The 19,853-nt window shown below is 61.1% G+C and carries 15 protein-coding genes and 1 tRNA gene; 11 read left to right on the top strand and 5 right to left on the bottom strand.

Going from position 1 to position 19,853, the window contains the following annotated elements:
- The first annotated feature begins 111 nt into the window (after positions 1 to 111).
- The 4 genes from PHT20_RS06610 to PHT20_RS06595 are packed head-to-tail and all read left to right on the top strand — an operon-like array spanning position 112 to position 3,882.
- Positions 112 to 771 carry a TetR family transcriptional regulator gene (locus PHT20_RS06610; RefSeq protein ID WP_301019916.1) on the top strand — a complete coding sequence of 220 codons (660 nt, stop codon included), beginning with the start codon at positions 112 to 114 and terminating at the stop codon, positions 769 to 771.
- A complete protein-coding gene (locus tag PHT20_RS06605) occupies positions 768 to 1,964 on the top strand; it encodes an efflux RND transporter periplasmic adaptor subunit (RefSeq protein ID WP_301019915.1) in 1,197 nt (398 codons plus the stop codon). Before PHT20_RS06610 ends, PHT20_RS06605 begins: the two co-directional genes overlap by 4 nt.
- On the top strand, positions 1,961 to 3,154 hold the full coding sequence (locus PHT20_RS06600) for an ABC transporter permease (RefSeq protein WP_301019914.1): 1,194 nt from the start codon (positions 1,961 to 1,963) through the stop codon (positions 3,152 to 3,154). The genes PHT20_RS06605 and PHT20_RS06600 overlap by 4 nt, the downstream gene beginning before the upstream one ends.
- A 17-nt stretch (positions 3,155 to 3,171) precedes the next feature.
- Positions 3,172 to 3,882 (top strand): ABC transporter ATP-binding protein, encoded by a 711-nt coding sequence (locus tag PHT20_RS06595; protein ID WP_300084816.1) that lies wholly within the window; start codon positions 3,172 to 3,174, stop codon positions 3,880 to 3,882.
- 10 nt (positions 3,883 to 3,892) lie between these two features.
- On the opposite strand, the gene PHT20_RS06590 is transcribed toward PHT20_RS06595, so the two are convergent.
- Positions 3,893 to 3,968, bottom strand: a tRNA-Ala gene (locus PHT20_RS06590).
- Between the two features lie 233 nt (positions 3,969 to 4,201).
- Between PHT20_RS06590 and PHT20_RS06585 the strand changes: the two genes are divergently transcribed.
- The 6 genes from PHT20_RS06585 to recQ all read left to right on the top strand — a co-directional run bounded on the left by PHT20_RS06585 (position 4,202) and on the right by recQ (position 10,316).
- Positions 4,202 to 5,200 carry a peptidase U32 family protein gene (locus PHT20_RS06585; protein WP_301019945.1) on the top strand — a complete coding sequence of 333 codons (999 nt, stop codon included), beginning with the start codon at positions 4,202 to 4,204 and terminating at the stop codon, positions 5,198 to 5,200.
- A 121-nt stretch (positions 5,201 to 5,321) separates the two neighbouring features.
- Complete coding sequence (locus PHT20_RS06580; RefSeq protein ID WP_301019913.1) at positions 5,322 to 6,227, top strand: U32 family peptidase; 906 nt, start codon at positions 5,322 to 5,324, stop codon at positions 6,225 to 6,227.
- Positions 6,228 to 6,256: 29 nt separating this feature from the next.
- On the top strand, positions 6,257 to 6,763 hold the full coding sequence (locus PHT20_RS06575) for an SCP2 sterol-binding domain-containing protein (protein WP_301019912.1): 507 nt from the start codon (positions 6,257 to 6,259) through the stop codon (positions 6,761 to 6,763).
- On the top strand, positions 6,763 to 7,353 hold the full coding sequence (locus PHT20_RS06570; RefSeq protein WP_301019911.1) for a UbiX family flavin prenyltransferase: 591 nt from the start codon (positions 6,763 to 6,765) through the stop codon (positions 7,351 to 7,353). The genes PHT20_RS06575 and PHT20_RS06570 overlap by 1 nt, the downstream gene beginning before the upstream one ends.
- Before the next feature lie 771 nt (positions 7,354 to 8,124).
- Positions 8,125 to 8,379, top strand: coding sequence for a CopG family antitoxin (locus PHT20_RS06565; RefSeq protein ID WP_301019910.1), 255 nt, complete (start codon positions 8,125 to 8,127; stop codon positions 8,377 to 8,379).
- Positions 8,380 to 8,429: 50 nt separating this feature from the next.
- Positions 8,430 to 10,316, top strand: coding sequence for a DNA helicase RecQ (gene recQ, locus PHT20_RS06560; protein WP_301019909.1), 1,887 nt, complete (start codon positions 8,430 to 8,432; stop codon positions 10,314 to 10,316).
- A 106-nt stretch (positions 10,317 to 10,422) separates the two neighbouring features.
- Here the strand turns inward: recQ and PHT20_RS06555 are convergent, their stop codons facing one another.
- Positions 10,423 to 10,884: an Lrp/AsnC ligand binding domain-containing protein gene (locus PHT20_RS06555; protein WP_300084801.1), complete on the bottom strand. Its 462-nt coding sequence runs from the start codon at positions 10,882 to 10,884 to the stop codon at positions 10,423 to 10,425.
- A gap of 9 nt (positions 10,885 to 10,893) precedes the next feature.
- Entirely contained in the window at positions 10,894 to 13,479 is a 2,586-nt protein-coding gene (locus tag PHT20_RS06550; RefSeq protein WP_301019908.1) for an EAL domain-containing protein, read from the bottom strand.
- A 281-nt stretch (positions 13,480 to 13,760) separates the two neighbouring features.
- On the opposite strand from PHT20_RS06550, the gene PHT20_RS06545 reads away from it, so the two are divergent.
- Positions 13,761 to 16,877 (top strand): L-glutamate gamma-semialdehyde dehydrogenase, encoded by a 3,117-nt coding sequence (locus tag PHT20_RS06545; protein WP_301019907.1) that lies wholly within the window; start codon positions 13,761 to 13,763, stop codon positions 16,875 to 16,877.
- 26 nt (positions 16,878 to 16,903) lie between these two features.
- On the opposite strand, the gene PHT20_RS06540 is transcribed toward PHT20_RS06545, so the two are convergent.
- Together PHT20_RS06540 and PHT20_RS06535 are read right to left on the bottom strand one after the other, a co-directional pair.
- On the bottom strand, positions 16,904 to 18,589 hold the full coding sequence (locus PHT20_RS06540; RefSeq protein ID WP_301019906.1) for an AAA family ATPase: 1,686 nt from the start codon (positions 18,587 to 18,589) through the stop codon (positions 16,904 to 16,906).
- Positions 18,586 to 19,770: a hypothetical protein gene (locus PHT20_RS06535; protein ID WP_301019905.1), complete on the bottom strand. Its 1,185-nt coding sequence runs from the start codon at positions 19,768 to 19,770 to the stop codon at positions 18,586 to 18,588. Before PHT20_RS06535 ends, PHT20_RS06540 begins: the two co-directional genes overlap by 4 nt.
- Between the last annotated feature and the right edge of the window lie 83 nt (positions 19,771 to 19,853).

Genomic DNA, 19,853 nt, shown 5'->3' with positions numbered 1-19,853 from the left:
TAAAGTATAGACGGCTTTCCTTAGGCACTTTACCAAACCTTTGCACAAACGAAACGAGGCAGATGTGTGGCGTACCCTATACTAAGTAATCAATCAATTACTTTGGTATTTATGGAAGTAGCAGAAAGACCCACCCGTCACGCCACCGATGTGCGGCAAGCCCACCTGGTGGCCGCGGCGCTGGCGTTGGCTGCGCAGCGCAGCCCGGCCGACATCACCACAGCCGACTTGGCGCGCGTGGTGGGCATCTCGCAAGGGGCCGTGTTTCGGCACTTTGCCAGCAAACAAGCGCTCTGGCTGGCAGTGCTGGACTGGGCAGCCAGCACACTGATGGCGCGCCTGGATGTTGCCGCCAGTGCCGCCCACGCTGTGGCCACCCCTGACCAAGCGAGCGACCTGGCCGCCTTGCGCGCCGTCTTCATGGCGCATGTGGACTTTGTGCAGCACTACCCCGGTGTGCCCCGCATGATTTTTCAAGAGTTGCAAAGCCCGGGCGACACCGCCATGAAGCTGCGGGTGCGCAGCCTGCTGGCGCGTTACCGCCAGATGCTCATGAATCTGTTGCAACAAGCGAAGCACGCAGGCCTGCTGACGCCTGAAACCGACTTGTCCGCCGCCGCCCTGCTGTTCATTGGCTCGGTGCAAGGGCTGGTGATGCAGGCGCTGATGTCTGGCGACCTGGCCGCCGCCACCGCGCACGCTCCCGGCGTGTTTGCCATTTACCAACGCGGCCTGCTTGCCACGCCCACCATTTCAAAAGGAACTTTATGAACACCCATGCTTTGCTCAAACGCCGCCTGACCTTGGCCGCCGTGGCCGTGGCACTGGTGGGCGGCGTGCTGTATGTGTCGCTGCGCACCGGGCCACTGGCACCGATCAAGGTGACCGTGACCCAGCCCACCCAAGGCACGTTGAGCCCGTCAATTTTTGGCATTGGCACGGTGGAGGCGCGTCGCAGCTGGCTGGTGGGACCCACCGTGGCCGGGCGGGTGCTGCGTGTGAATGTGGACGTGGGCGACCGGGTCAAGGCCGGGCAACTGCTGGCCGAGATGGACCCGGTGGACTTTGGCCAGCGCCTGGCCGCGCTGGATGCGTCTTTGGCGCGTGCCGCCAGCGGCCAAACGGCGGCCCAGGCGCAGGTGCAAGATGCCAAGGCGCGCGCCGCACTGGCCGATAGCGCAGCGCAGCGCAACCAGCAGTTGGCGCTGCAAAGCTTCATCAGCCCCGGTGCGCTGGAGGCCAGCACCCAGGCGCAAGCCAGCGCGCAAGCCGCCATGCAAGCGGCCAGTGCCAATGCCATGGCCGCCGGGCAAGACCTGACACGCCTGAAGGCCGAGCGGGCGGCGCTGGCGCAACAGCGTGACAACGTGCGCCTGTTTGCCCCGGCGGATGCCGTGGTCACCACGCGCGACGCCGAGGCCGGCAGCACCGTGGTGGCGGGGCAGCCCGTGCTGCGCTTGATCGACCCCAGCAGCCTGTGGGTCAAGATGCGGGTTGATCAAGGGCGCAGTGCCGGGCTGACGCCGGGGCTCAAGGCGCAGGTGGTGCTGCGCTCCAACCCGAAAAACCCGCAGTCTGGCCAGGTGGCACGCATTGAATGGCTGGCCGACAGCGTGACCGAAGAGCGCCTGGCGCAGGTTGCCTTTGACGCGCCCCCGGTCGGGGTATCGGTGGGTGAAATGGCCGAAGTCACGCTGCAGTTGCCCACTACCGCGCCCGCGCTGCTGCTGCCCAACGCGGCGCTGCAGCGCCAAGGTGCCCAAGCGGGCGTGTGGCGCATTCAAAATGGCAAACCTGAATTTGCAGCCGTGCAGTTGGGCGTCAGCAGCCTGGACGGCCAAGTGCAGGTGCTCGGCGGGTTGAATCCAACCGACCAGGTGGTGGTTTACAGCCAAAAAGCACTCAAAGCGGGTGCCCGGATTGCCGTGGTGGACAGCTTGGTCAAGCCCGGGGTCGCCCAATGATCAGCCTGGCCGGACGCGATATCCTGCACGGCTGGAGCAAATTCACGCTCACCGGCCTGGGGCTGGGCTTGCTGATTGGCGTGACGCTGACCATGGCCGGGGTCTACCGTGGCATGGTCGATGACGCGCAAGCCCTCATTGCCAACAGCCGGGCCGATTTGTGGGTGGTGCAAAAAGACACGCAGGGCCCGTATGCCGAGGCCTCCAGCATCAAAGACGACGTGGTGCGCAGCGTGCGCGGCATGCCCGGTGTGGCCACTGCCGCCAATGTGACCTACCTCACCATGCAGGTGCAGCGCCCCAGTGGTGTGGAGGCGCGCACCATGGTGGTGGGGGTGGAGCCCGGCATGCCCGGCGCACCCGGCTACCTGGTGGCCGGGCGCCAGCTCACGCGCGACCACTATGAAGCCGTGGCCGATGTCAAAACCGGCTTGAAACTGGGCGACGCGGTGCAGGTGCGCCGCCACAGCTACCAGGTGGTGGGTTTGACCCAGCGCATGGTGTCTTCCGGGGGCGACCCGATGCTGTTTGTGCCCTTGAAGGACGCCCAGGAGGCGCAGTTTTTGAAAGACAACGACACGGTGGTCAACGACCGCACCCGCACCGCTGCCAACCCAGCCTTCAACCGTCCCGGCGTGCCGGGCTTGCTGGAGGCGGTGCAAGGCCTGCAAAGCAGCAGCCACAACGTCAACGCGGTGCTGGTGCAGTTGCAAGCCGGTTGGCAGGCCGATGACGTGGCCGCCGCCTTGACGCGCTGGAAGCATGTGCAGGTCTACACCCGCGCTGGCATGGAAGAGATTTTGGTGGCCAAGCTGATTGCCACCTCAGCCCGGCAAATTGGCATGTTTTTGGTGATTCTGGCGGTGGTCAGCGCGGCCATTGTGGCCTTCATCATCTACACCATGACGCTGGGCAAAATTCGAGAAATTGCGGTCTTGAAGCTGATTGGCACGCGCAACACCACCATTGCCAGCATGATCTTGCAGCAAGCCCTGGGGCTGGGGCTGATTGGCTTCATGGTGGGCAAAATTGCCGCCACCTTTTGGGCGCCCATTTTTCCGAAATACGTGCTGCTGATGCCGCGCGATGCGGTGTTGGGGTTGGCCGCCACGCTGCTGATTTGCGCGCTGGCCAGCACACTGGCGATTCGCGTCGCACTCAAAGTTGACCCCGCAGAGGCCATAGGATGATCCCCATGCACACACCCATTGAAACCGGCGGCATCCGCATAGAAGGCCTGCGCAAGGTTTATGGCCAGGGCGACAGTGCTGTGGAGGCCCTGAAAAATGTCAACCTGGCGGTGGCACCGGGCGAGGTGGTGGGCTTGGTTGGGCCGTCTGGCTCTGGCAAAAGCACGCTGCTGAAATGCCTGGGCGCCATCATTGAACCCACCGCCGGGCGCATGACGCTGGGCCATGACGTGATCTACGACAACGGCTGGCAAGTGCCCGACCTGCGCGCGCTGCGGCGCGACCGCATTGGTTTCATTTTTCAGGCGCCGTATTTGATTCCGTTTCTGGACGTGACCGACAACGTGGCGCTTTTGCCCATGCTGGCCGGACGCCCGAACACCGAGTCGCGTGCCCGAGCGCTGGAACTGCTGACCGCGCTGGATGTGCAACACCGCGCCCAAGCCGAGCCCTCGCAGCTCTCAGGCGGCGAGCAGCAGCGGGTGTCCATTGCCCGCGCTTTGGCCAACCGCCCGCCCGTGATCTTGGCCGACGAGCCCACCGCACCGCTTGACAGCGAACGCGCCCTGGGCGTGATGCGCATCCTGAACCAGATGGCCGTGCAGTTTCAGGCCGCCATCATTGTGGTCACGCACGACGAGAAAATCATTCCCAGCTTCAAGCGCATCTACCATATTCGCGACGGGCAAACGGTTGAAGAGGCGGGTGAGGGGCGGGCGCTTTCTTAGATTTGTCTGGTGGTGGAGAGGATGAGGATCGAACTCACGACCTCTACATTGCGAACGTAGCGCTCTCCCAACTGAGCTACCCCCCCGCCAGGGCTTGAAGTCTAGCAACAATTGCAAGGCTTGGCATTAAGGCTTGCCCGGTGCGCCGCGAAATGCTGCATTGATTGATATACATCATTTACCACTGCCCCAGACTTGGTTAGTCTTCGCGGCTTCACTTTAAACGCTGCGTCTGCGCTGCTCGCCGCTTGTCTGTATGACTTTTGTTGATGATGATTCCCCGTGCTTGCCCGGCGCGCCTGAAAAACCTGCCGCACGCATGGAGCTGGTCTGCCCCGCTGGCAGCCTGCCTGCGCTCAAAGCCGCCGTGGATCACGGTGCGGACTGTGTTTACCTGGGCTTTCGCGATGCCACCAACGCGCGCAACTTTGCCGGGTTGAACTTTGACGAGACCGCCATCGAGGCCGGCATTCGCTACGCCCATGACCGTGGCCGCAAGGTGTTTGTGGCGCTCAACACCTACCCGCAAGCGGCCAAGGCCGAGCTGTGGCAACGCGCCGTAGACCGCGCCGCACACAGCGGGGTGGATGCGGTCATTTTGGCCGACCCCGGCCTGATGGCCTACGCCTGCAAACACCAACCGCAATTGCGCTTGCACTTGTCGGTGCAAGGCTCGGCCACCAACTACGAAGCCCTTGATTTTTATTACCAGCACTTTGGCATTGCGCGCGCCGTGTTGCCACGCGTGCTGTCGCTGGTGCAGGTGCAGCAGGTGCTGGAAAAATCACCCGTAGAGATTGAAGTGTTTGGCTTTGGCAGCCTGTGTGTGATGGTGGAAGGGCGTTGTGCGCTTTCCAGCTACGTCACCGGCGAAGCACCCAACACCAACGGCGTGTGCTCGCCACCCAAAGCGGTGCGCTGGGTCGAAACCCCCAAAGGACGCGAGTCGCGCCTGGGCGGTGTGCTGATTGACCGCTACGCTCCGGGTGAAAACGCGGGCTACCCCACGCTGTGCAAGGGTCGCTTTGATGTGGGCGACGACCACAACTACTACGCGATTGAAGAGCCCACCAGTCTGAATACGTTAGAACTGCTTCCAGCGCTTATGAATATGGGGGTGAGTGCTATCAAAATAGAAGGACGCCAGCGCAGCCCTGCATATGTGGCGCAGGTCACCCAAGTGTGGCGTGCCGCCATAGACCGCTGCCGTGCCAACCCAGATCACTACAGCGCCCAACCCGCCTGGTTCAGCGCTCTGGACAAAGTGGCCGAAGGCCAGCAACACACACTAGGCGCCTATCACAGGCCATGGAAATGACGGACACACGAAAAGCCGCCCCAGCGTCGTTGCACCGCCTTGCCGTACGTTTCGTACTGCCTGCGTCGGTGCGCCTAGCTGGGACGGCTTTGCGTGTGTCCTCAATCAACTGATATTCACGATGAAACTAGCTCTGGGTCCCATTCTTTACTACTGGCCGCGTCGTGATGTGCTGGCTTTTTACGAGGCCGTGGCAGCCAGCCCGGTGGACATCGTTTACTTGGGCGAGGCCGTGTGTTCGCGCCGCCATGAGGTGCGCCTGGCCGACTGGTTTGACATGGCCACGGTGCTGCGTGAGGCGGGCAAAGAGGTGGTGTTATCGACCCAGGTGCTGATCGAGTCGGGCGCTGACGTGACGGTGTTGCACAAAATCACTGCCAATGCCCAGTTCAAGGTCGAAGCCAACGACATGGGTGCGGTGCACTGCCTGGCTGGCAAAGCGCCGTTTGTGGCGGGCCCGCATCTGAACATTTACAACTTGCCCACCCTGCAGTGCATGGCCGGGCTGGGTGTGCAGCGCTGGGTGATGCCGCTGGAGATGAGCGCAGCCGATTTGGCCGTCATTCAGGCTGGCCGCCCGGCCGGTTTGCAAACCGAGGTGTTTGCTTATGGCCGCATGCCGTTGGCGTTTTCTGCGCGCTGCTTTACCGCACGGCATTGCAATTTGCCCAAAGACGACTGCCAGTTCAAATGCATGGAGCACCCTGACGGCTTGTTGATGCGCACCCAAGAAGACGAGGCGTTTTTGGTGCTCAATGGCATTCAAACCCAGTCCGCCCGCGTGCACAACCTGCTGCCCGAGCTGCCCGCCATGCAGGCGCTGGGTGTGGACGTGGCGCGCATCAGCCCACAGGCGCAGCACATGGTACGCATTCTTGAGCTTTTCAAGGGTGCACTGACCGGGCAGCTGGATGCCGCCACGGCCAACGCCGAACTCACCGCCCTGATGCCAGACCAGCCGTGTAACGGTTACTGGCACGGCCAGCCAGGGTTAGTGCTGCGCCGTGCAGCCGCTCCGGCCCTGTAACCCCCATCCACCAGAACCCAATTTTCACCATGCCGACACCATCCTTTGCTCTTCCCCAACCCGTTGGCCAGCTGCTGGGGCGCTTGCCACCCTTGCCGGGCTCCATGTTGTTTGTGACTGGCCTGAACCTGGCGCTGGCCAGCCAATTGCAAAGCGATGTGACGCAGCTGCTGCGGGGTAAAAAGCTGCGCTTGCGCGTGACCGATGCGCAATGGACGTTTGACTTTGCCTGGAAAAACGGCCGCTTTGTGGCCTGCACTAACACTGCTGCGGCAGATTTGACCATCAGCGCCAGCGCGCACGATTTTGTGCAACTGGCGCGCCGCCAGGAAGACCCCGACACCCTGTTCTTCAACCGCCGCCTGGCCATGGAGGGCGACACCGAGCTGGGTTTGCTGGTGAAAAACACCATTGATGCCATCGAGCTGCCGCTGTTCAACCCAGCGCTTCACTTGGCGCAACTGCATCCACGCCATGCGCTGGCGCAGTTGAGCGCGCAGTTCAAGCAGCGCTTGGCTCAGTTAAAACCCCGTTGATGCACGCCACCCACACGCCCCACCACCGCGTCATTGTGGCCATTTCCGGCGCCAGTGGCGCAGTCTATGGCGTGCGACTGCTGCAAGCGCTGCGCCCCATGGCGCACGTACGCACCCACTTGGTGGTGTCAAGCGCTGGCTGGTTGAACCTGCAGCAAGAGCTGGGCATGACGCAAAACCATCTGGAAGACCTGGCCGATGTGGTGCACCCCATTCATGACGTGGGTGCCAACATTGCCAGTGGTTCCTTCATGTGTGAGGGCATGGTGATTGCGCCGTGCTCCATGCGCACGCTGGCCGCGGTGGCACACGGTTTGTCAGACAACCTGATCACCCGCGCGGCCGATGTGATGCTCAAAGAGCGCCGAAAACTGATCTTGATGGCACGCGAAGCCCCCTTGAACCTGGCGCACCTGCGCAACATGACCAGCGTGACCGAGATGGGCGGCATCATCTTCCCGCCGGTGCCCAGCTTTTACCAACGCCCGCAAACCATTGCCGAGCTGGTGGATCACAGCGTCAGTCGGGTCATCGACCTGCTCGGTCTGCCGCAACTCGATGCACAGCGCTGGAGCGGGCTGCAACCATAAAACCCGCAAGGCAGGCCGTTTGGGCAGCTTCTTCATGCGGTGGGTGGAGTGAAGAAGCGGTACTGGGGACAACATATCTGGGCCAGGGGGCGTCGTTCAGGCGACGCTTATCAGGACTTCCAGTCCGTAATTCAAACCCACCAGCTTCAGCTGGTGTTTGTTTAGAGAAATCAGCCTTTATCACACCCCAGTCAACCGCAGAGAGCTCTTTAATCAATATCAGAGAATCACCACAAGCGTGGCCTAATTGTTCCCATAGTGTTAGTCGGCACACTGTAAAAAGCCATGCTTGTCGCAATGTTAGACTCTAAAGTACGGCCAACATCACTTTTGATACGCACAAGTTTGTTCGTAAGCTGTAAGACGCTGGCTTTGATGAGAAGTAGGCCGAAAGGCTGACAGAGGCGATGCGTGTGGTAATTGATGATTCGGAGTTGGTCACGCGTCGTGACTTGCGCGAGTTTGAGCTCAGGTTAGATTCACGATTTGAATCTGTCAAAGGCGATCTATCGATGGTGAAATGGATGATGGGTGCATTGATTGCTATCGCTGTTTCTAATTTTTCGAGGTGGTTTTTTTGATGCAAACAGGCGTAGACCTGCCAACAGTTAAAACTTCAAAACCCCGCCAGGGCAACTTGGTGGGGTTTTTTGTGCGGTGTAGCCATGTGCCAATAGCTGAATAGCTGACAGTAGATATCAAATGTATAGACAAAGACCCTGATTCGTCCCATTAGCGCCCGCTACATGCATCAAAAAGAGATTGATCATTATGCAAACAAAACTTAAACCGATGTCAACCTTGGGCAGCGATGCAGATACGCAGCAATTTACAGAAGCGGCTGACCTTTCAATCTATGACCTGTCGGGCTTCAAGCCGATGCAGTTTGAATTCGAACCCAAAGCAGCTGCATTGAATATGCGTTTACCCCAAAATTTGCTTGACGCTTCGAAGTTGAAGGTTAAAGCAAAAGGGATTCCGTATACGCGCTATGTTCGCCTGGTACTTGAGAGTGCTGTGCGCTGAAAGCCTTGTCCAACAAGGTATGAGCCTGACCAGCGCACCCTGACCCTGCTTTGGAATCTATTCTTCAAACCGTTTTTGGCTACCCGCATTTTCGGGGGCCGCAGCAAAGCATCATTGAGCACGTCACGGCCGGGGGCGACGCGCTGGTGCTGATGCCCACGGGCGGTGGTAAAAGTCTGTGTTACCAGATTCCCGCCATTGCGCGCCAGCAAGCCGGGCAGGGCATCACGGTGGTGATCTCGCCGCTGATTGCCTTGATGCACGACCAAGTGGGGGCGTTGCACGAGGCCGGGGTGAGCGCCGCATTTTTGAATTCCACTTTGTCCAGCCAAGAAGCCTCAGACACCGAGCGCCGCCTGGTGCAAGGCCAGATCACCCTGCTTTACGCTGCGCCAGAGCGCATCAACACGCCGCGTTTTCTGGCGCAACTTGATTCTTTGCAAGAGCGGGGTTGCTTGAGCCTGTTTGCCATTGACGAGGCGCATTGCGTGAGCCAATGGGGGCATGACTTCCGGCCCGAATACCGCGCGCTCACGGTGCTGCACGAGCGCTACCCAAGCGTGCCGCGCATTGCGCTGACCGCCACCGCCGACGCGCTGACCCGCGCCGACATCATTGAGCGCCTGCAGCTGCAGAGCGCGCGGCTGTTTGTCAGCAGCTTTGACCGCCCCAACATCCGCTACACCATTGTTGAAAAACGTGACGCCACCGCGCAACTGCTGCGCTTTATTCGCACCGAGCACCTGGGCGACGCGGGCATTGTGTACTGCCAGTCGCGCAAGAAAGTGGAAGAAATTGCCGACCAGTTGTGTGACGAAGGCATTGCCGCGCTGCCCTACCACGCCGGGCTAGATGCCAAATTGCGCCAGGCCAACCAAGACCAGTTTTTGCGCGCTGAAGGCGTGGTGATGGTGGCCACAATAGCCTTCGGCATGGGCATTGACAAGCCCGATGTGCGCTTTGTGGCGCACCTTGACATGCCCAAAAACATTGAAGGCTACTACCAGGAAACCGGCCGCGCCGGGCGTGATGGCCTGCCTGCCGATGCCTGGATGTGCTACGGCCTGCAAGATGTGGTGAACCAGCGCCGCATGATTGACGAGAGCCCGGCCGCCGATGAGTTCAAACAAGGCCTGCGCGGCAAACTTGAAGCCCTGCTGGGTTTGGCCGAAGCCACCGACTGCCGCCGCGTGCGCCTGCTGGCCTACTTTGACGAGGTTTATGGCCAAGCCTCCAGCGCCGCGCTTGGCAGCGTCACCACCACAAACCCCACCACCTGCGGCAACTGCGACAACTGCCTGCACCCCCCGGCGGTTTGGGATGCCACAGACGCCGCGCGCAAACTGCTCTCCACCATCTACCGGGTGCAACAAGTCAGCGGTTTTGGCTTTGGTGCCGGGCATGTGATGGACATTTTGCGTGGCAAAACCACTGACAAGGTCACGCAATACGGCCACACCCGCGTCAGCACCTTTGGCATAGGTGCCGATTTGACCGAGCCCCAATGGCGCGCCGTGTTGCGCCAGCTCATGGCCATCAATGCAGTGGCGGTTGACGCGCAAGCGTTCAACACCCTCAAACTCACCGAAGCCTCGCGCGCCGTGTTGCGCGGCGAAGTGCCGGTGCGTTTGCGCGTGTCGCTGGCGGGCCCTGGCCAGCACAAAACCCGCCGCAGTGCCGAGGCACCCGCCCCCAAACCCCCGGTGGCGCTGGATGTGGCAGGTCAAGCGCGTTTTGCTGCCCTGAAAACCTGGCGTGCCGACGTGGCCAAAGCGCACAACCTGCCAGCCTATGTGATTTTTCACGATGCCACGCTGGCCGCCATTGCCCAAAACGCCCCGCAATCGCTGCATGACTTGCAAGGCATCAGCGGCATTGGCGCGCGCAAGCTGGAGTCTTATGGTCAAGCCGTGCTGGAGGTGTGTCAGGCGCTTTGAGTGTGGCTCAAACCGTGCTGCTGCGGGGTTTAACCCTCTCCCAAAGGGAGAGGGAATATGTTCACATCAGATTGAATCGCCCCCATGGGCTGACTGCGATGGGTGGCTATTTCAGCGGCAGCTGGGTGGTGTTTTTCACCTCTTCCATCACCGCATAGGTGCGGGTTTCGCGCACGCCGGGCAGCTGCCACAGCACGGTGCCGGCAAACTCGCGGTAGGCCGTCATGTCGTTCATGCGGGTTTTGAGCAGGTAGTCAAAGCCACCGGCCACCATGTGGCACTCCATGATCTCGGGGCGCACCTGCACCGCGGCTTTGAAGGCCTCAAACACATTGGGGGTGGTTTTGTCCAGCAGCACCTCCACAAACACCATCAAACCTGCACCCAGTTTGGCCGGGTTCAGGCGCGCTTCAAAGCCCTCAATCACGCCCTCTTTGGTCAGCCGCTGCACCCGTGCCAGCACCGCCGTGGGTGACAGCGCCACCAGCTCTGAGAGCTTCAGGTTGCTGATGCGGCCATCTTGCTGCAGGGCGCGCAAAATTTTCAAGTCAATGCGGTCAAGCTCCATGGCGCGCGCTCACAAGCGGTTGGCCGGCTGCGGGCGGCCAAACAAATAGCCTTGGTAGTGCAAGCAGCCCAGCGCGGCCAGGGCATCGCGGTGCGCCGTGGTTTCAACGCCTTCGGCAATCACGTCCAGCGACAAGCTCTCGCCCATGCTGACAATGGCGCGAATGATGGCGGCATCTTGCGGGTTGGTCAGCATGTCGCGCACAAACGCTTGGTCAATCTTGAGCTGGTTCAGCGGCAAGCGCTTGAGCATCACCAGGGACGAATAGCCGGTGCCAAAGTCGTCCAGTGACAGGCGCACACCCAGCTCGCGCAGCGCGTCCATTTTGGCAATCACACTGGGCACATCGTCCACCAGTTGGCTCTCGGTCAGCTCCAGCTCCAGCCGCGCCGGGTTGACCCCGGTGTGCGTCAGCAGCTGGCTGACACTGCTGACAAAGTCAGGCTTGCGAAACTGCATGGCGCTGACATTCACCGCAATCGTCCAGCTGGCTTGCGCCGGGGTCGCCGCCCATGCCACCAGCTGCTGACAAGCCGTTTGCATGACCCATTGCCCCAGCGGCACGATCACGCCACAGGCCTCGGCCGCCGCAATGAATTCACCCGGTGGCACCAAACCGCGCATCGGGTGCTGCCAGCGCACCAGCGCCTCAACCCCCAGCGTCTGCCCCTGTGCGTTGACTTGCGGCTGGTAATACAGCACAAATTCATCGTGTTGCAGTGCCCAGCGCAAATCAGCCTCGAGCGTGGTGCGCGCCATCACCTGCGCTTGCATGGAAGCACTGAAAAATCGCACCGTGTTGCGACCCGCCGCTTTGGCCTGGTACATGGCCAGGTCGGCCTGCTTGAACAGCTCCTCGCGCGAGGGGGCTTTCAAGTCCACCAGCGCCACACCAATGCTCACACTCACCGAGCGCTGTTGTGCCCCCAGCGCAAAAGGCTGGTGCACACGCTCCAATATTTTTTGCGCCACACGTTGGGCTTCGCTGGCTGCGGCTGCACTTTGCACCGACAAGTCCACCAGCAGCACCACAAATTCGTCGCCGCCATGGCGCGTCAACGTGTCTTGGGCGCGCAGGCAGCTGCCCATGCGCTGCGTCATCTGGCACAGCAGCGCGTCGCCCAAGTCGTGCCCCAGGGTGTCGTTGATGTCTTTGAAGTTGTCGACGTCAATGAACATCAGCGCCGCACCCTGTGGACTGCGCTCCAGGGTGCTCAGCAGCTGCTGCACCCGGTCATACAGCAAGCGGCGGTTGGGCAGGCCAGTGAGCGGGTCGTAAAACGCCAGCTGAAAAATCTCCTCCTGGGCTTGCTTGTGCCGGGTGATGTCGGTCGAGATGCCACACAAGGCCGTGATGCGCCCCGCCGCGTCGCGCAGTGGCAGTTTGACCGACACAAAACAGCGCGTCACGCGGCCATCGGCACTGCGGTTGACTTCCTCCTCCTCCACGCGTTCGCCGTGCTCGATCACCCGCAGGTCGTTCACGCGCAGTTTGGTGGTGGTGGCTTGGTCAAAAAACGCCGCATCGGTTTGGTTGATGACCTGCGCCAGAGGCTGGCCAAACAGCTCGCAGACTTTGCGGTTGGCATACTGGTAGCGCAGCTGCGGGTCTTTGATGTAGATGAACGCATCGACACTGTTCAAAATGGTGTCAAGCCGTGCCTCGCTGGCTTGCAGGTGGGCGGTTTGTTGCGCCACCTGGCGGCGCAACCACAGGCTCAGCCCCATGGCCAGAGCCAGCAGCCCCAGCAGGGTGCCCATCACCCACCACATCTGAGGTGGAATGGCGGTGGGGGTGGGGGCTTGCAGCCAGCGCCGCATGGCCAGGCCGGTGGGCGAGTCGCTTTGCAATTGCCATTCATCCAGGGCGCGGTCAATGGCACTGAGCAGGTCAGCATGACGACCTTTGGCAGTGGCGTAAAACAGCTGCGACGGCTGAAACACAATGGCCGTGGCCACCAGCTGGTGGGTGGGGGCGTTCAGGTCGCCAAAAAAACGGTTGGCGGCCACCGCATCGAGGTCGCCGTGGGCGGCGCGCTCAAAGCCGCGCTCAAACGAATCCACCGGCACCAGCACCGCGGTCACGCCAAAGCTGGCCAGCATGGTCTCCAGCACACTGGCCTGCACTGAGCCGGTCACCACCCCAATGCGCTTGGCGTTGAGGTCGGTGATGGCTTGAATGGCCACCCCTTTGCGTTTGTAGATTTGCGACCAGCCCAGCAGCGCTGGTGTGCGGTGAAAGTCAAACACCTGCGCACGTTGCTCGGTCAAAGCCACGTCGGGCATCAAGTCAATCTGGCCGTCTTGCAGCGCTTGCAAACAGGCTTGCCATTCACAGCGCACGGCCTGCAGTTGCCAGCCCTGGCGCTGGGCAATGGCCTGCAGCACGTCACCCAAAATGCCGCTGGGCTGGCCGTTGTTGCCAAAAAAGATTTTGGGCGCGTTCTCGTACACCCCCACGCGCACCACTTGCGGCTCGTGCGAGGCGTGCGCGGAGCCAAGCAGCGCCCCAACCAACCCCGCAGCCGCCAGCCGCCCGACCCAGCGAAGCCAGGCAGCGGTAACAGGCCAAAAAGGGTGAAGGCGTGACAACATGGATAAAAATTGAAGCAGCAAACAATGAACTTTCTCGGATGCAACCCCGCACCACAAAAATCAAGTCGAGATTGTCCGCGAGGCCGCGCTACCCCCAGACCAGCCTGAAAGGGAGCCCTTGCAGCCGTCAGCCGGTGCGCGCACACACGCTATTTTGACGCATGGCGCACACGGCGCCCCTCAAGACTACTGGATATAAAACTACCAAACATCAAAAAAATAGAGATTAATCAACCAACCATTGCATGAACATAGCGCATTCGTTGAAAAAAGGAGTGTTTATGTCATCTACCTCGCGTTTACCCAACCCCTACCGCCCTGAAGCCGCCAGTGTGGCGCGCTGCCTTGACCGCCTGCAAGGCGCGCTCGACTGGGCGGCGGTGATGCACATCGCCACGCCCTGGGTGCAGGCCGTGCGCCACAACCCGCCGCCGTTTTGGGCCATGGAGAGCCTGCTCAAAGAGTACCCTATCTCCAGCGCCGAAGGCCTGGCCTTGATGCGCCTGGCCGAAGCACTGCTGCGCGTGCCCGACGCTGAAACCGCCATTGCCTTGACAGCCGACCAGTTGGGCCGTGCCGACTTTGAGGGCAGCAGTGACAAAGTGCTCTCGCGCCTGTCAGCCACCGCCATTGCCATGAGCAAGCATTTCTTGCCGACCGCGCCAGAGGCCGACCAAGCCACCCAAGCGCCCGGCCTGCTGGCCAAACTGGGTGCCAAAACCGTGGTGGCCGCCACCCTGCGTGCGGTGCAGCTGCTGGGGCGCCAGTTTGTGTTGGGTCAAACCATTGCCGAAGGCCTGAAAGAAGCCGCCGCCGCCCAGCGCGCCCAGCCCAACCTGCGCTACAGCTACGACATGCTGGGCGAGGGCGCACGCACCGATGCCGATGCCCAGGCGCACTTGGTTAGTTACCAAAACGCTATTGAAAAAATAGCTGTTAGCGCAATTCAAGCAAGGGCTTGTGAGCAAAATGACGGTATATCCATCAAACTCAGCGCACTGCACCCGCGCTACGAAGACGCGCAGCACGCGCGCGTCATGGCCGAGCTGGTGCCGCGCGTCTGGGGGCTGTGCGCGCAGGCGGCGCGCACCAACATCAACCTCACCATTGATGCCGAAGAAGTTGACCGGCTGGAGTTGTCGCTGGACGTGTTTGAGGCCTTGCTGGCGCAAGTGGCGCAGCACTACCCTAACTGGCGCGGCTTTGGTCTGGCATTGCAGTCTTACCAGCTGGGCGCACTGGACCTGATTGCCCATGTGATCGCCCTGGGGCGCCAATACAAACTGCGCCTGATGTGCCGCCTGGTCAAAGGCGCGTATTGGGACGCCGAGGTCAAACGCACCCAAGAGCTGGGTTTGCCGCACTACCCGGTGTTCACCCACAAGCACCACACCGACATCTCTTACCTGGCCTGCGCCCAGGCGCTGCTGGCCGCGCCAGATGCCATTTACCCGCAATTTGCCACCCACAACGCCGCCACTGCCGCGGCCATCTTGCACCTGGCTGCAGCTGCCCACCCCGTGGAAGCGGTCGCAGCAAACGCAAGCGCTGTGAGCGCCAGCCGTTTTGAGCTGCAGCGCCTGCACGGCATGGGCGAAGGCATGTACCGCGAAGTGCTTCAAAACCCGCAAGTGGCCTGCCGCGTCTACGCCCCGGTGGGCGCGCACAAAGACCTGCTGGCCTACCTGGTGCGCCGCTTGCTAGAAAACGGTGCCAACTCGTCGTTTGTGCACCAGCTGGCCGATGCATCCGTGCCCCTGGCCGAGCTGCTGGCCTCGCCACTGCACGCTGCACCGCAGCCCGCCTTGCCGCTGCCGCCTGACCTGTTTGGCCTGCAGCGCGCCAACAGCGCCGGGCTGGACTTGAGCGTACCCGAACTGCGTGCGCCGCTGCTGGCGGCCTATGCCAAGGTGGCTGTGCCAGTGGTGCCAGAGTTTGATGCCAAATTGGCCTCTAGCGCAATAAATATAAGTGCAAGCAGCTATAAAAAATGGAGTAAAACAGCGGTCAGTGAACGCGCTGCCATGCTGCGCAAAGCGGCTGATGCACTGCAAGCCGAGCTGCCGCGCTTCAGTGCCCTGCTGGTCAAAGAAGCCTTTAAAACCTGGGCTGATGCGGTGGGTGAGGTGCGCGAAGCCATCGACTTTTTGCGTTACTACGCCTGGCAGGCCGAGCGCATCATGGCGCCGCAAACCCTGCCGGGCATGGAGGGCAACTCCGCGCTGGGCGTGACCGGTGAGCGCAATGCATTGCGCCTGACCGCCCGCGGCCCCTGGGTCTGCATCAGCCCGTGGAACTTTCCGCTGGCCATCTTCATGGGCCAGGTGGCCGCCGCTTTGGCCACTGGCAACACCGTGCTGGCCAAACCGGCCGAGCAAACCCCCGGTGTGGCTTGGGAAGCCGTCAAACTGCTGATTGCTGCGGGTGTGCCCGAGGGCGCTTTGCAGTTATTGCACGGCTCTGGCGACACCGTGGGGGCGGCGCTGGTGGCGGCCCCTGGCGTGGCCGGGGTGGTGTTCACCGGCTCCACCGCCGTGGCCAAGCTCATCAACCGGGCGCTGGCCGCCAAAGACGGTGCCATCGTGCCGCTGATTGCCGAGACCGGTGGCATCAACGCCATGCTGGTTGACAGCACCGCGTTGCCCGAGCAGGTCAGCGATGCGGTGATGCAAAGCGCCTTCCGCAGCGCCGGCCAGCGCTGCTCTGCCCTGCGCCTGCTGTGTGTGCATGAAGACATTGCCGACGCGGTGATCGCCATGGTCTGCGGTGCCGCGCAAGAGCTGGTGAGCGGCGACCCCAGCGACCTGGCCACCGATGTCGGCCCCGTCATCGACCGCGAAGCCTTCGACGCCATTCAAACCCAGCTGGTGCGCCTGCAGCGCGAAGCCCGGCCATTGTTTGGCCAGGCCGCGCCCGGCACCAACAATGATGCGCATGAATTTATAAGAAATAAGCCTCTAGAGCTTATGGATATTGCGCAAGCAGCTATTGAAAACATACCAAACCTGATTCCACCCCAGGCCTTCGAGGTAGCCCACATCAGCGACCTGAAAGCCGAAATTTTTGGTCCGGTGCTGCATATCGTGCGCTGGGGCGGTGACCCGCTGGCAGTCATTGAGCAGATCAACACCTTGGGCTATGGCCTGACGCTGGGCATCCAGACCCGCATCGACAGCCGCGCCCAGCAGCTGGCACATGCCGCGCACATTGGCAATGTCTACATCAACCGCAACCAGATTGGTGCCGTGGTGGGCGTGCAGCCCTTTGGCGGCGAAGGCCTCTCAGGCACCGGTCCCAAAGCCGGTGGCCCGCACTACCTGTACCGCTTCTGCGCCGAGCAGACCGTCACCATCAACACCACGGCGGCGGGGGGCAATGTGCAGCTGATGGCGGGGTGAGGGGCTGGCTGCTTGAGCCGCTGGCCTCACGTTCTTTCTGAAGCTGCTGGTTGCAGCAAGCCCAGGCGATGCCGTGTTTTGGGGGACAGGGCTTGCTCCAGCGCGGTCAAGGTGGTCACCAGGTCGGGATCATTTGGATCTTGATAGCTGGTATCGCCGGTTTGCACCGCTTCCAGCTTGGTCAGCCAGGCCAGCAAAACCTCTTTGAGTTGGTGCACTTGGTTGTGTTCTGCCTCAGGCCAGAGTTGTGGCCACTCGCCCAACAGGTCACGCATCACGCCCCAGGGCACGGCCATTTCGATCATGTCAATCCACAACCCTCGCAGTGCAGCTTCTGCGGGAAGGTGTGGGCGTGCGGCCAGACCCTGCAAGATGTCCAAACCCAACGCAAAGGCGTTGGCGGGGCTGTCATGCATGGCAGCATCAGCTACTGCGTCGCCAAGTTGTGAAATGACCTCTGTTTCATGACCAGGTGCCTGCGCCAAGGTGATGTCAAGTTCATGCCAAACCACCGCTTGGGTCGCGTTGCGGCTGACAAACTGCCCTTTATCGGCAAAGTTCAAGGTGTCTGCCAGCAAATCGGCCATCACTGCCAGGCGGCTGCGCTGGCCTGGGTGCAGGTAGCGCATGCGGTAAAACTGCACCAGCAGCCGATCCAGCACGCGGTAGTGTTTGGTCTTCTGACCCGGTTCGCGGGACTCGTTTACATAGCCGTTGTCCACCAGCCAGGCAAAGGCGCGGCTGATGTCGCTTTGCCTGGCTCCGGTGCGCTCGGCCAGCTCGGTTTGTGAGGCAGGTTCACCGCCGCGCACCAGGGCATCAAAGAGTTTTTTGGTGTTGTTGGGAATGCGGGCGATCAAGGCGCGGTAGTGGTCGCTCATTTTCTCAACAGCAGCATCCAGATCATCTGCGCTGTCCAGGGGGTCATTCACATCCAGAATGGTGGCGGCCAGCACAGCGCCGGCGCGGGCGTTGCCACCGGTGTAGCGGCTGTAGGCATCAATGCGGTTGAGCTGCTGGGCGGTGGCGGTGCTGCCTTGTTGTCTGGCTCGTTTGTCGAGGTAGTGGCGGTGATCAATCGGTGTCCAGTGTGGCAGGCTGCGGTGATCAAACTGGCGAAACAGCCGCTGGTTGTGCTGTTCGTCAAAGTCACCTTGCACGGCGCTGGCCACAAACATCAGGCGCGGCTCATTGCTCATCAGGTGGCGCAGGCGCGAGTTGTCCACGTCGCTAGAAAAGGCCTGTGCAATCAGGGCATCAAAGTTTTCGATGCCCACCACCAGCAGGGGCGATTGGATGCGACTTAGAAGCTGAGTCAGGGCCTCTTCCCACAGCTGGCCGGTGTTGTCCACCCGCCAGCGCGATGGCGTGCCTGCGTGTTGTGCAGATGGTTCCAGCAAGCGGCAGATTTCTGCCAGTAACTCATGGGGGGCAAAAATGTTGGGCAACTCTTCGGGCAGCAGCACCAACTGCACCTTGGGCAATGGTTCCTGCTTGAGCGTGACTTGCAACAAGCGCAAAAAGTAAGACTTGCCCGCACCACGTGGCCCAGTGATGAGCCAGTGGCTGATTTGGCCGGGATGCGTGCTGCGCTGCTCCATGATTTGCAACAGCTCGGCCAGCAAGGCGCTGCGGCCGGTGTTCAGAGCCAGCACGGTGGCATCGTTCATCTGGCGTGGGTTGAACCACGGAACGTGGCGTTGCCCCTTCATGCCATGCCCCGGCTGGCGCGCCACCACAAGCGGATCAGGTTCAGGCTGAAGCGCCAGCCAAGGTCTGGCGCATCCACGATGAAGTTGTCGTACTGCAGGCGGCTGAGCACGCGGTGGTAGCCGCTTGGGAGTTGTCGCCCGTCAAGCCGGGTTCCGCTGGCAGCACCTTGGGCCACGGCATCCAGAATCTGCTCGGCGCAGCTCAGCTCAGTACTGGTGTAGTTTTTGGCCAGACGCTCATCAAACTGCTGCAAGAAAGCGCGCCGGACCCCGGGCATGATCTCGTTGGCCAGGCTGTCGCTGCAGGCCTCAAGGTTTTCACAGGTGACCAGAAATCCATGGGCAATCTTGAGCACCTCGGGCACGTAGTCAGGCAAGTTGTCCAACACCAGGGTGATGGCCTCTGGGCTAGCGGCAAAGCGGCCAGCAAGTGTTTCACTCAGGTAGCTTTGCGCCTCAGGGCGGGTAAATGGCAGCACCGGCAGGCGAAACAAGCCCCCCAGCACGGTGTGTGGAATGCTATGCATCGACAGCAGGTTCTCGAAACTGATCGAGCCGCCAATGATGACGCGCAGGCCCGCGTCCCGCAGCGTGCGCAGGCTGGCCAGCATCACCACGATTTCGTTTGGCTCAACGCCTTTCTCCATCAGGTTTTCCAGCATGAACGGCAGTTCATCAATCCCGATGACGGGTGTGTCAGTCGGCCCGCAGGCTTTGATGTGTGCTGCGATCTGGTCGGTCAGCGGCTTCCAGTAGCGCAGCAGTTGCTCTTGCTGGGGCTGCAATTCAATCTCCACCACGTCAGGAATGCTGACTTTGCTGATTTGTTGTCGCACCCAGCGCGACAGGCTGTCTGGGAGCTTGAGTACGCTGCCCAAAGCTGTGCTGAGCTGGTCTTTGAGCGTCACCGGCAAATGATTGAGCAAGGCGGTCAGCAGGTTTTGGTAGAAGCGCGCCAAGTTGTCTTCATCTTGTACATCCAGGTAGCTCACTGCCTGCCCCTGCTGCGCGTAGCGGTACAAGGCTGCCTTCATCAGCGCACTTTTGCCGGTTCTGCGGATGCCGGTTAGCAACACACCGTTGCCCATATCCCATTGAGCCAGGATGCGAGCCATCTCCTTCTCACGGAAGCGGAAACCTGGGAAGTGAAGATGGGTGTAGGGTGATGTTGATGAATTCATAAATACTCATATGAGTTTAAAGTCATATGAATTCTACAGAATTCTTTTGTGTCAATTTCACCAAATGTTGGCGTATTCCCGCT

Source organism: Rhodoferax sp., from assembly GCF_028715765.1.
In the GTDB taxonomy this organism is placed as follows: Bacteria; Pseudomonadota; Gammaproteobacteria; order Burkholderiales; family Burkholderiaceae_C; genus Rhodoferax.
The sequence above is the reverse complement of the archived record's forward strand: the minus strand, read 5'-3'. Positions and strand labels throughout refer to the sequence as shown.

Coding starts and splice junctions, on each gene's coding strand:
- PHT20_RS06610 (WP_301019916.1), top strand. CDS start 112: ATGGAAGTAGCAGAAAGACCCACCCGTCACGCCACCGATGTGCGGCAA.
- PHT20_RS06605 (WP_301019915.1), top strand. CDS start 768: ATGAACACCCATGCTTTGCTCAAACGCCGCCTGACCTTGGCCGCCGTG.
- PHT20_RS06600 (WP_301019914.1), top strand. CDS start 1,961: ATGATCAGCCTGGCCGGACGCGATATCCTGCACGGCTGGAGCAAATTC.
- PHT20_RS06585 (WP_301019945.1), top strand. CDS start 4,202: ATGGAGCTGGTCTGCCCCGCTGGCAGCCTGCCTGCGCTCAAAGCCGCC.
- PHT20_RS06580 (WP_301019913.1), top strand. CDS start 5,322: ATGAAACTAGCTCTGGGTCCCATTCTTTACTACTGGCCGCGTCGTGAT.
- PHT20_RS06575 (WP_301019912.1), top strand. CDS start 6,257: ATGCCGACACCATCCTTTGCTCTTCCCCAACCCGTTGGCCAGCTGCTG.
- PHT20_RS06570 (WP_301019911.1), top strand. CDS start 6,763: ATGCACGCCACCCACACGCCCCACCACCGCGTCATTGTGGCCATTTCC.
- PHT20_RS06565 (WP_301019910.1), top strand. CDS start 8,125: ATGCAAACAAAACTTAAACCGATGTCAACCTTGGGCAGCGATGCAGAT.
- PHT20_RS06555 (WP_300084801.1), bottom strand. CDS start 10,884: ATGGAGCTTGACCGCATTGACTTGAAAATTTTGCGCGCCCTGCAGCAA.
- PHT20_RS06550 (WP_301019908.1), bottom strand. CDS start 13,479: ATGTTGTCACGCCTTCACCCTTTTTGGCCTGTTACCGCTGCCTGGCTT.
- PHT20_RS06545 (WP_301019907.1), top strand. CDS start 13,761: ATGTCATCTACCTCGCGTTTACCCAACCCCTACCGCCCTGAAGCCGCC.
- PHT20_RS06540 (WP_301019906.1), bottom strand. CDS start 18,589: ATGAAGGGGCAACGCCACGTTCCGTGGTTCAACCCACGCCAGATGAAC.
- PHT20_RS06535 (WP_301019905.1), bottom strand. CDS start 19,770: ATGAATTCATCAACATCACCCTACACCCATCTTCACTTCCCAGGTTTC.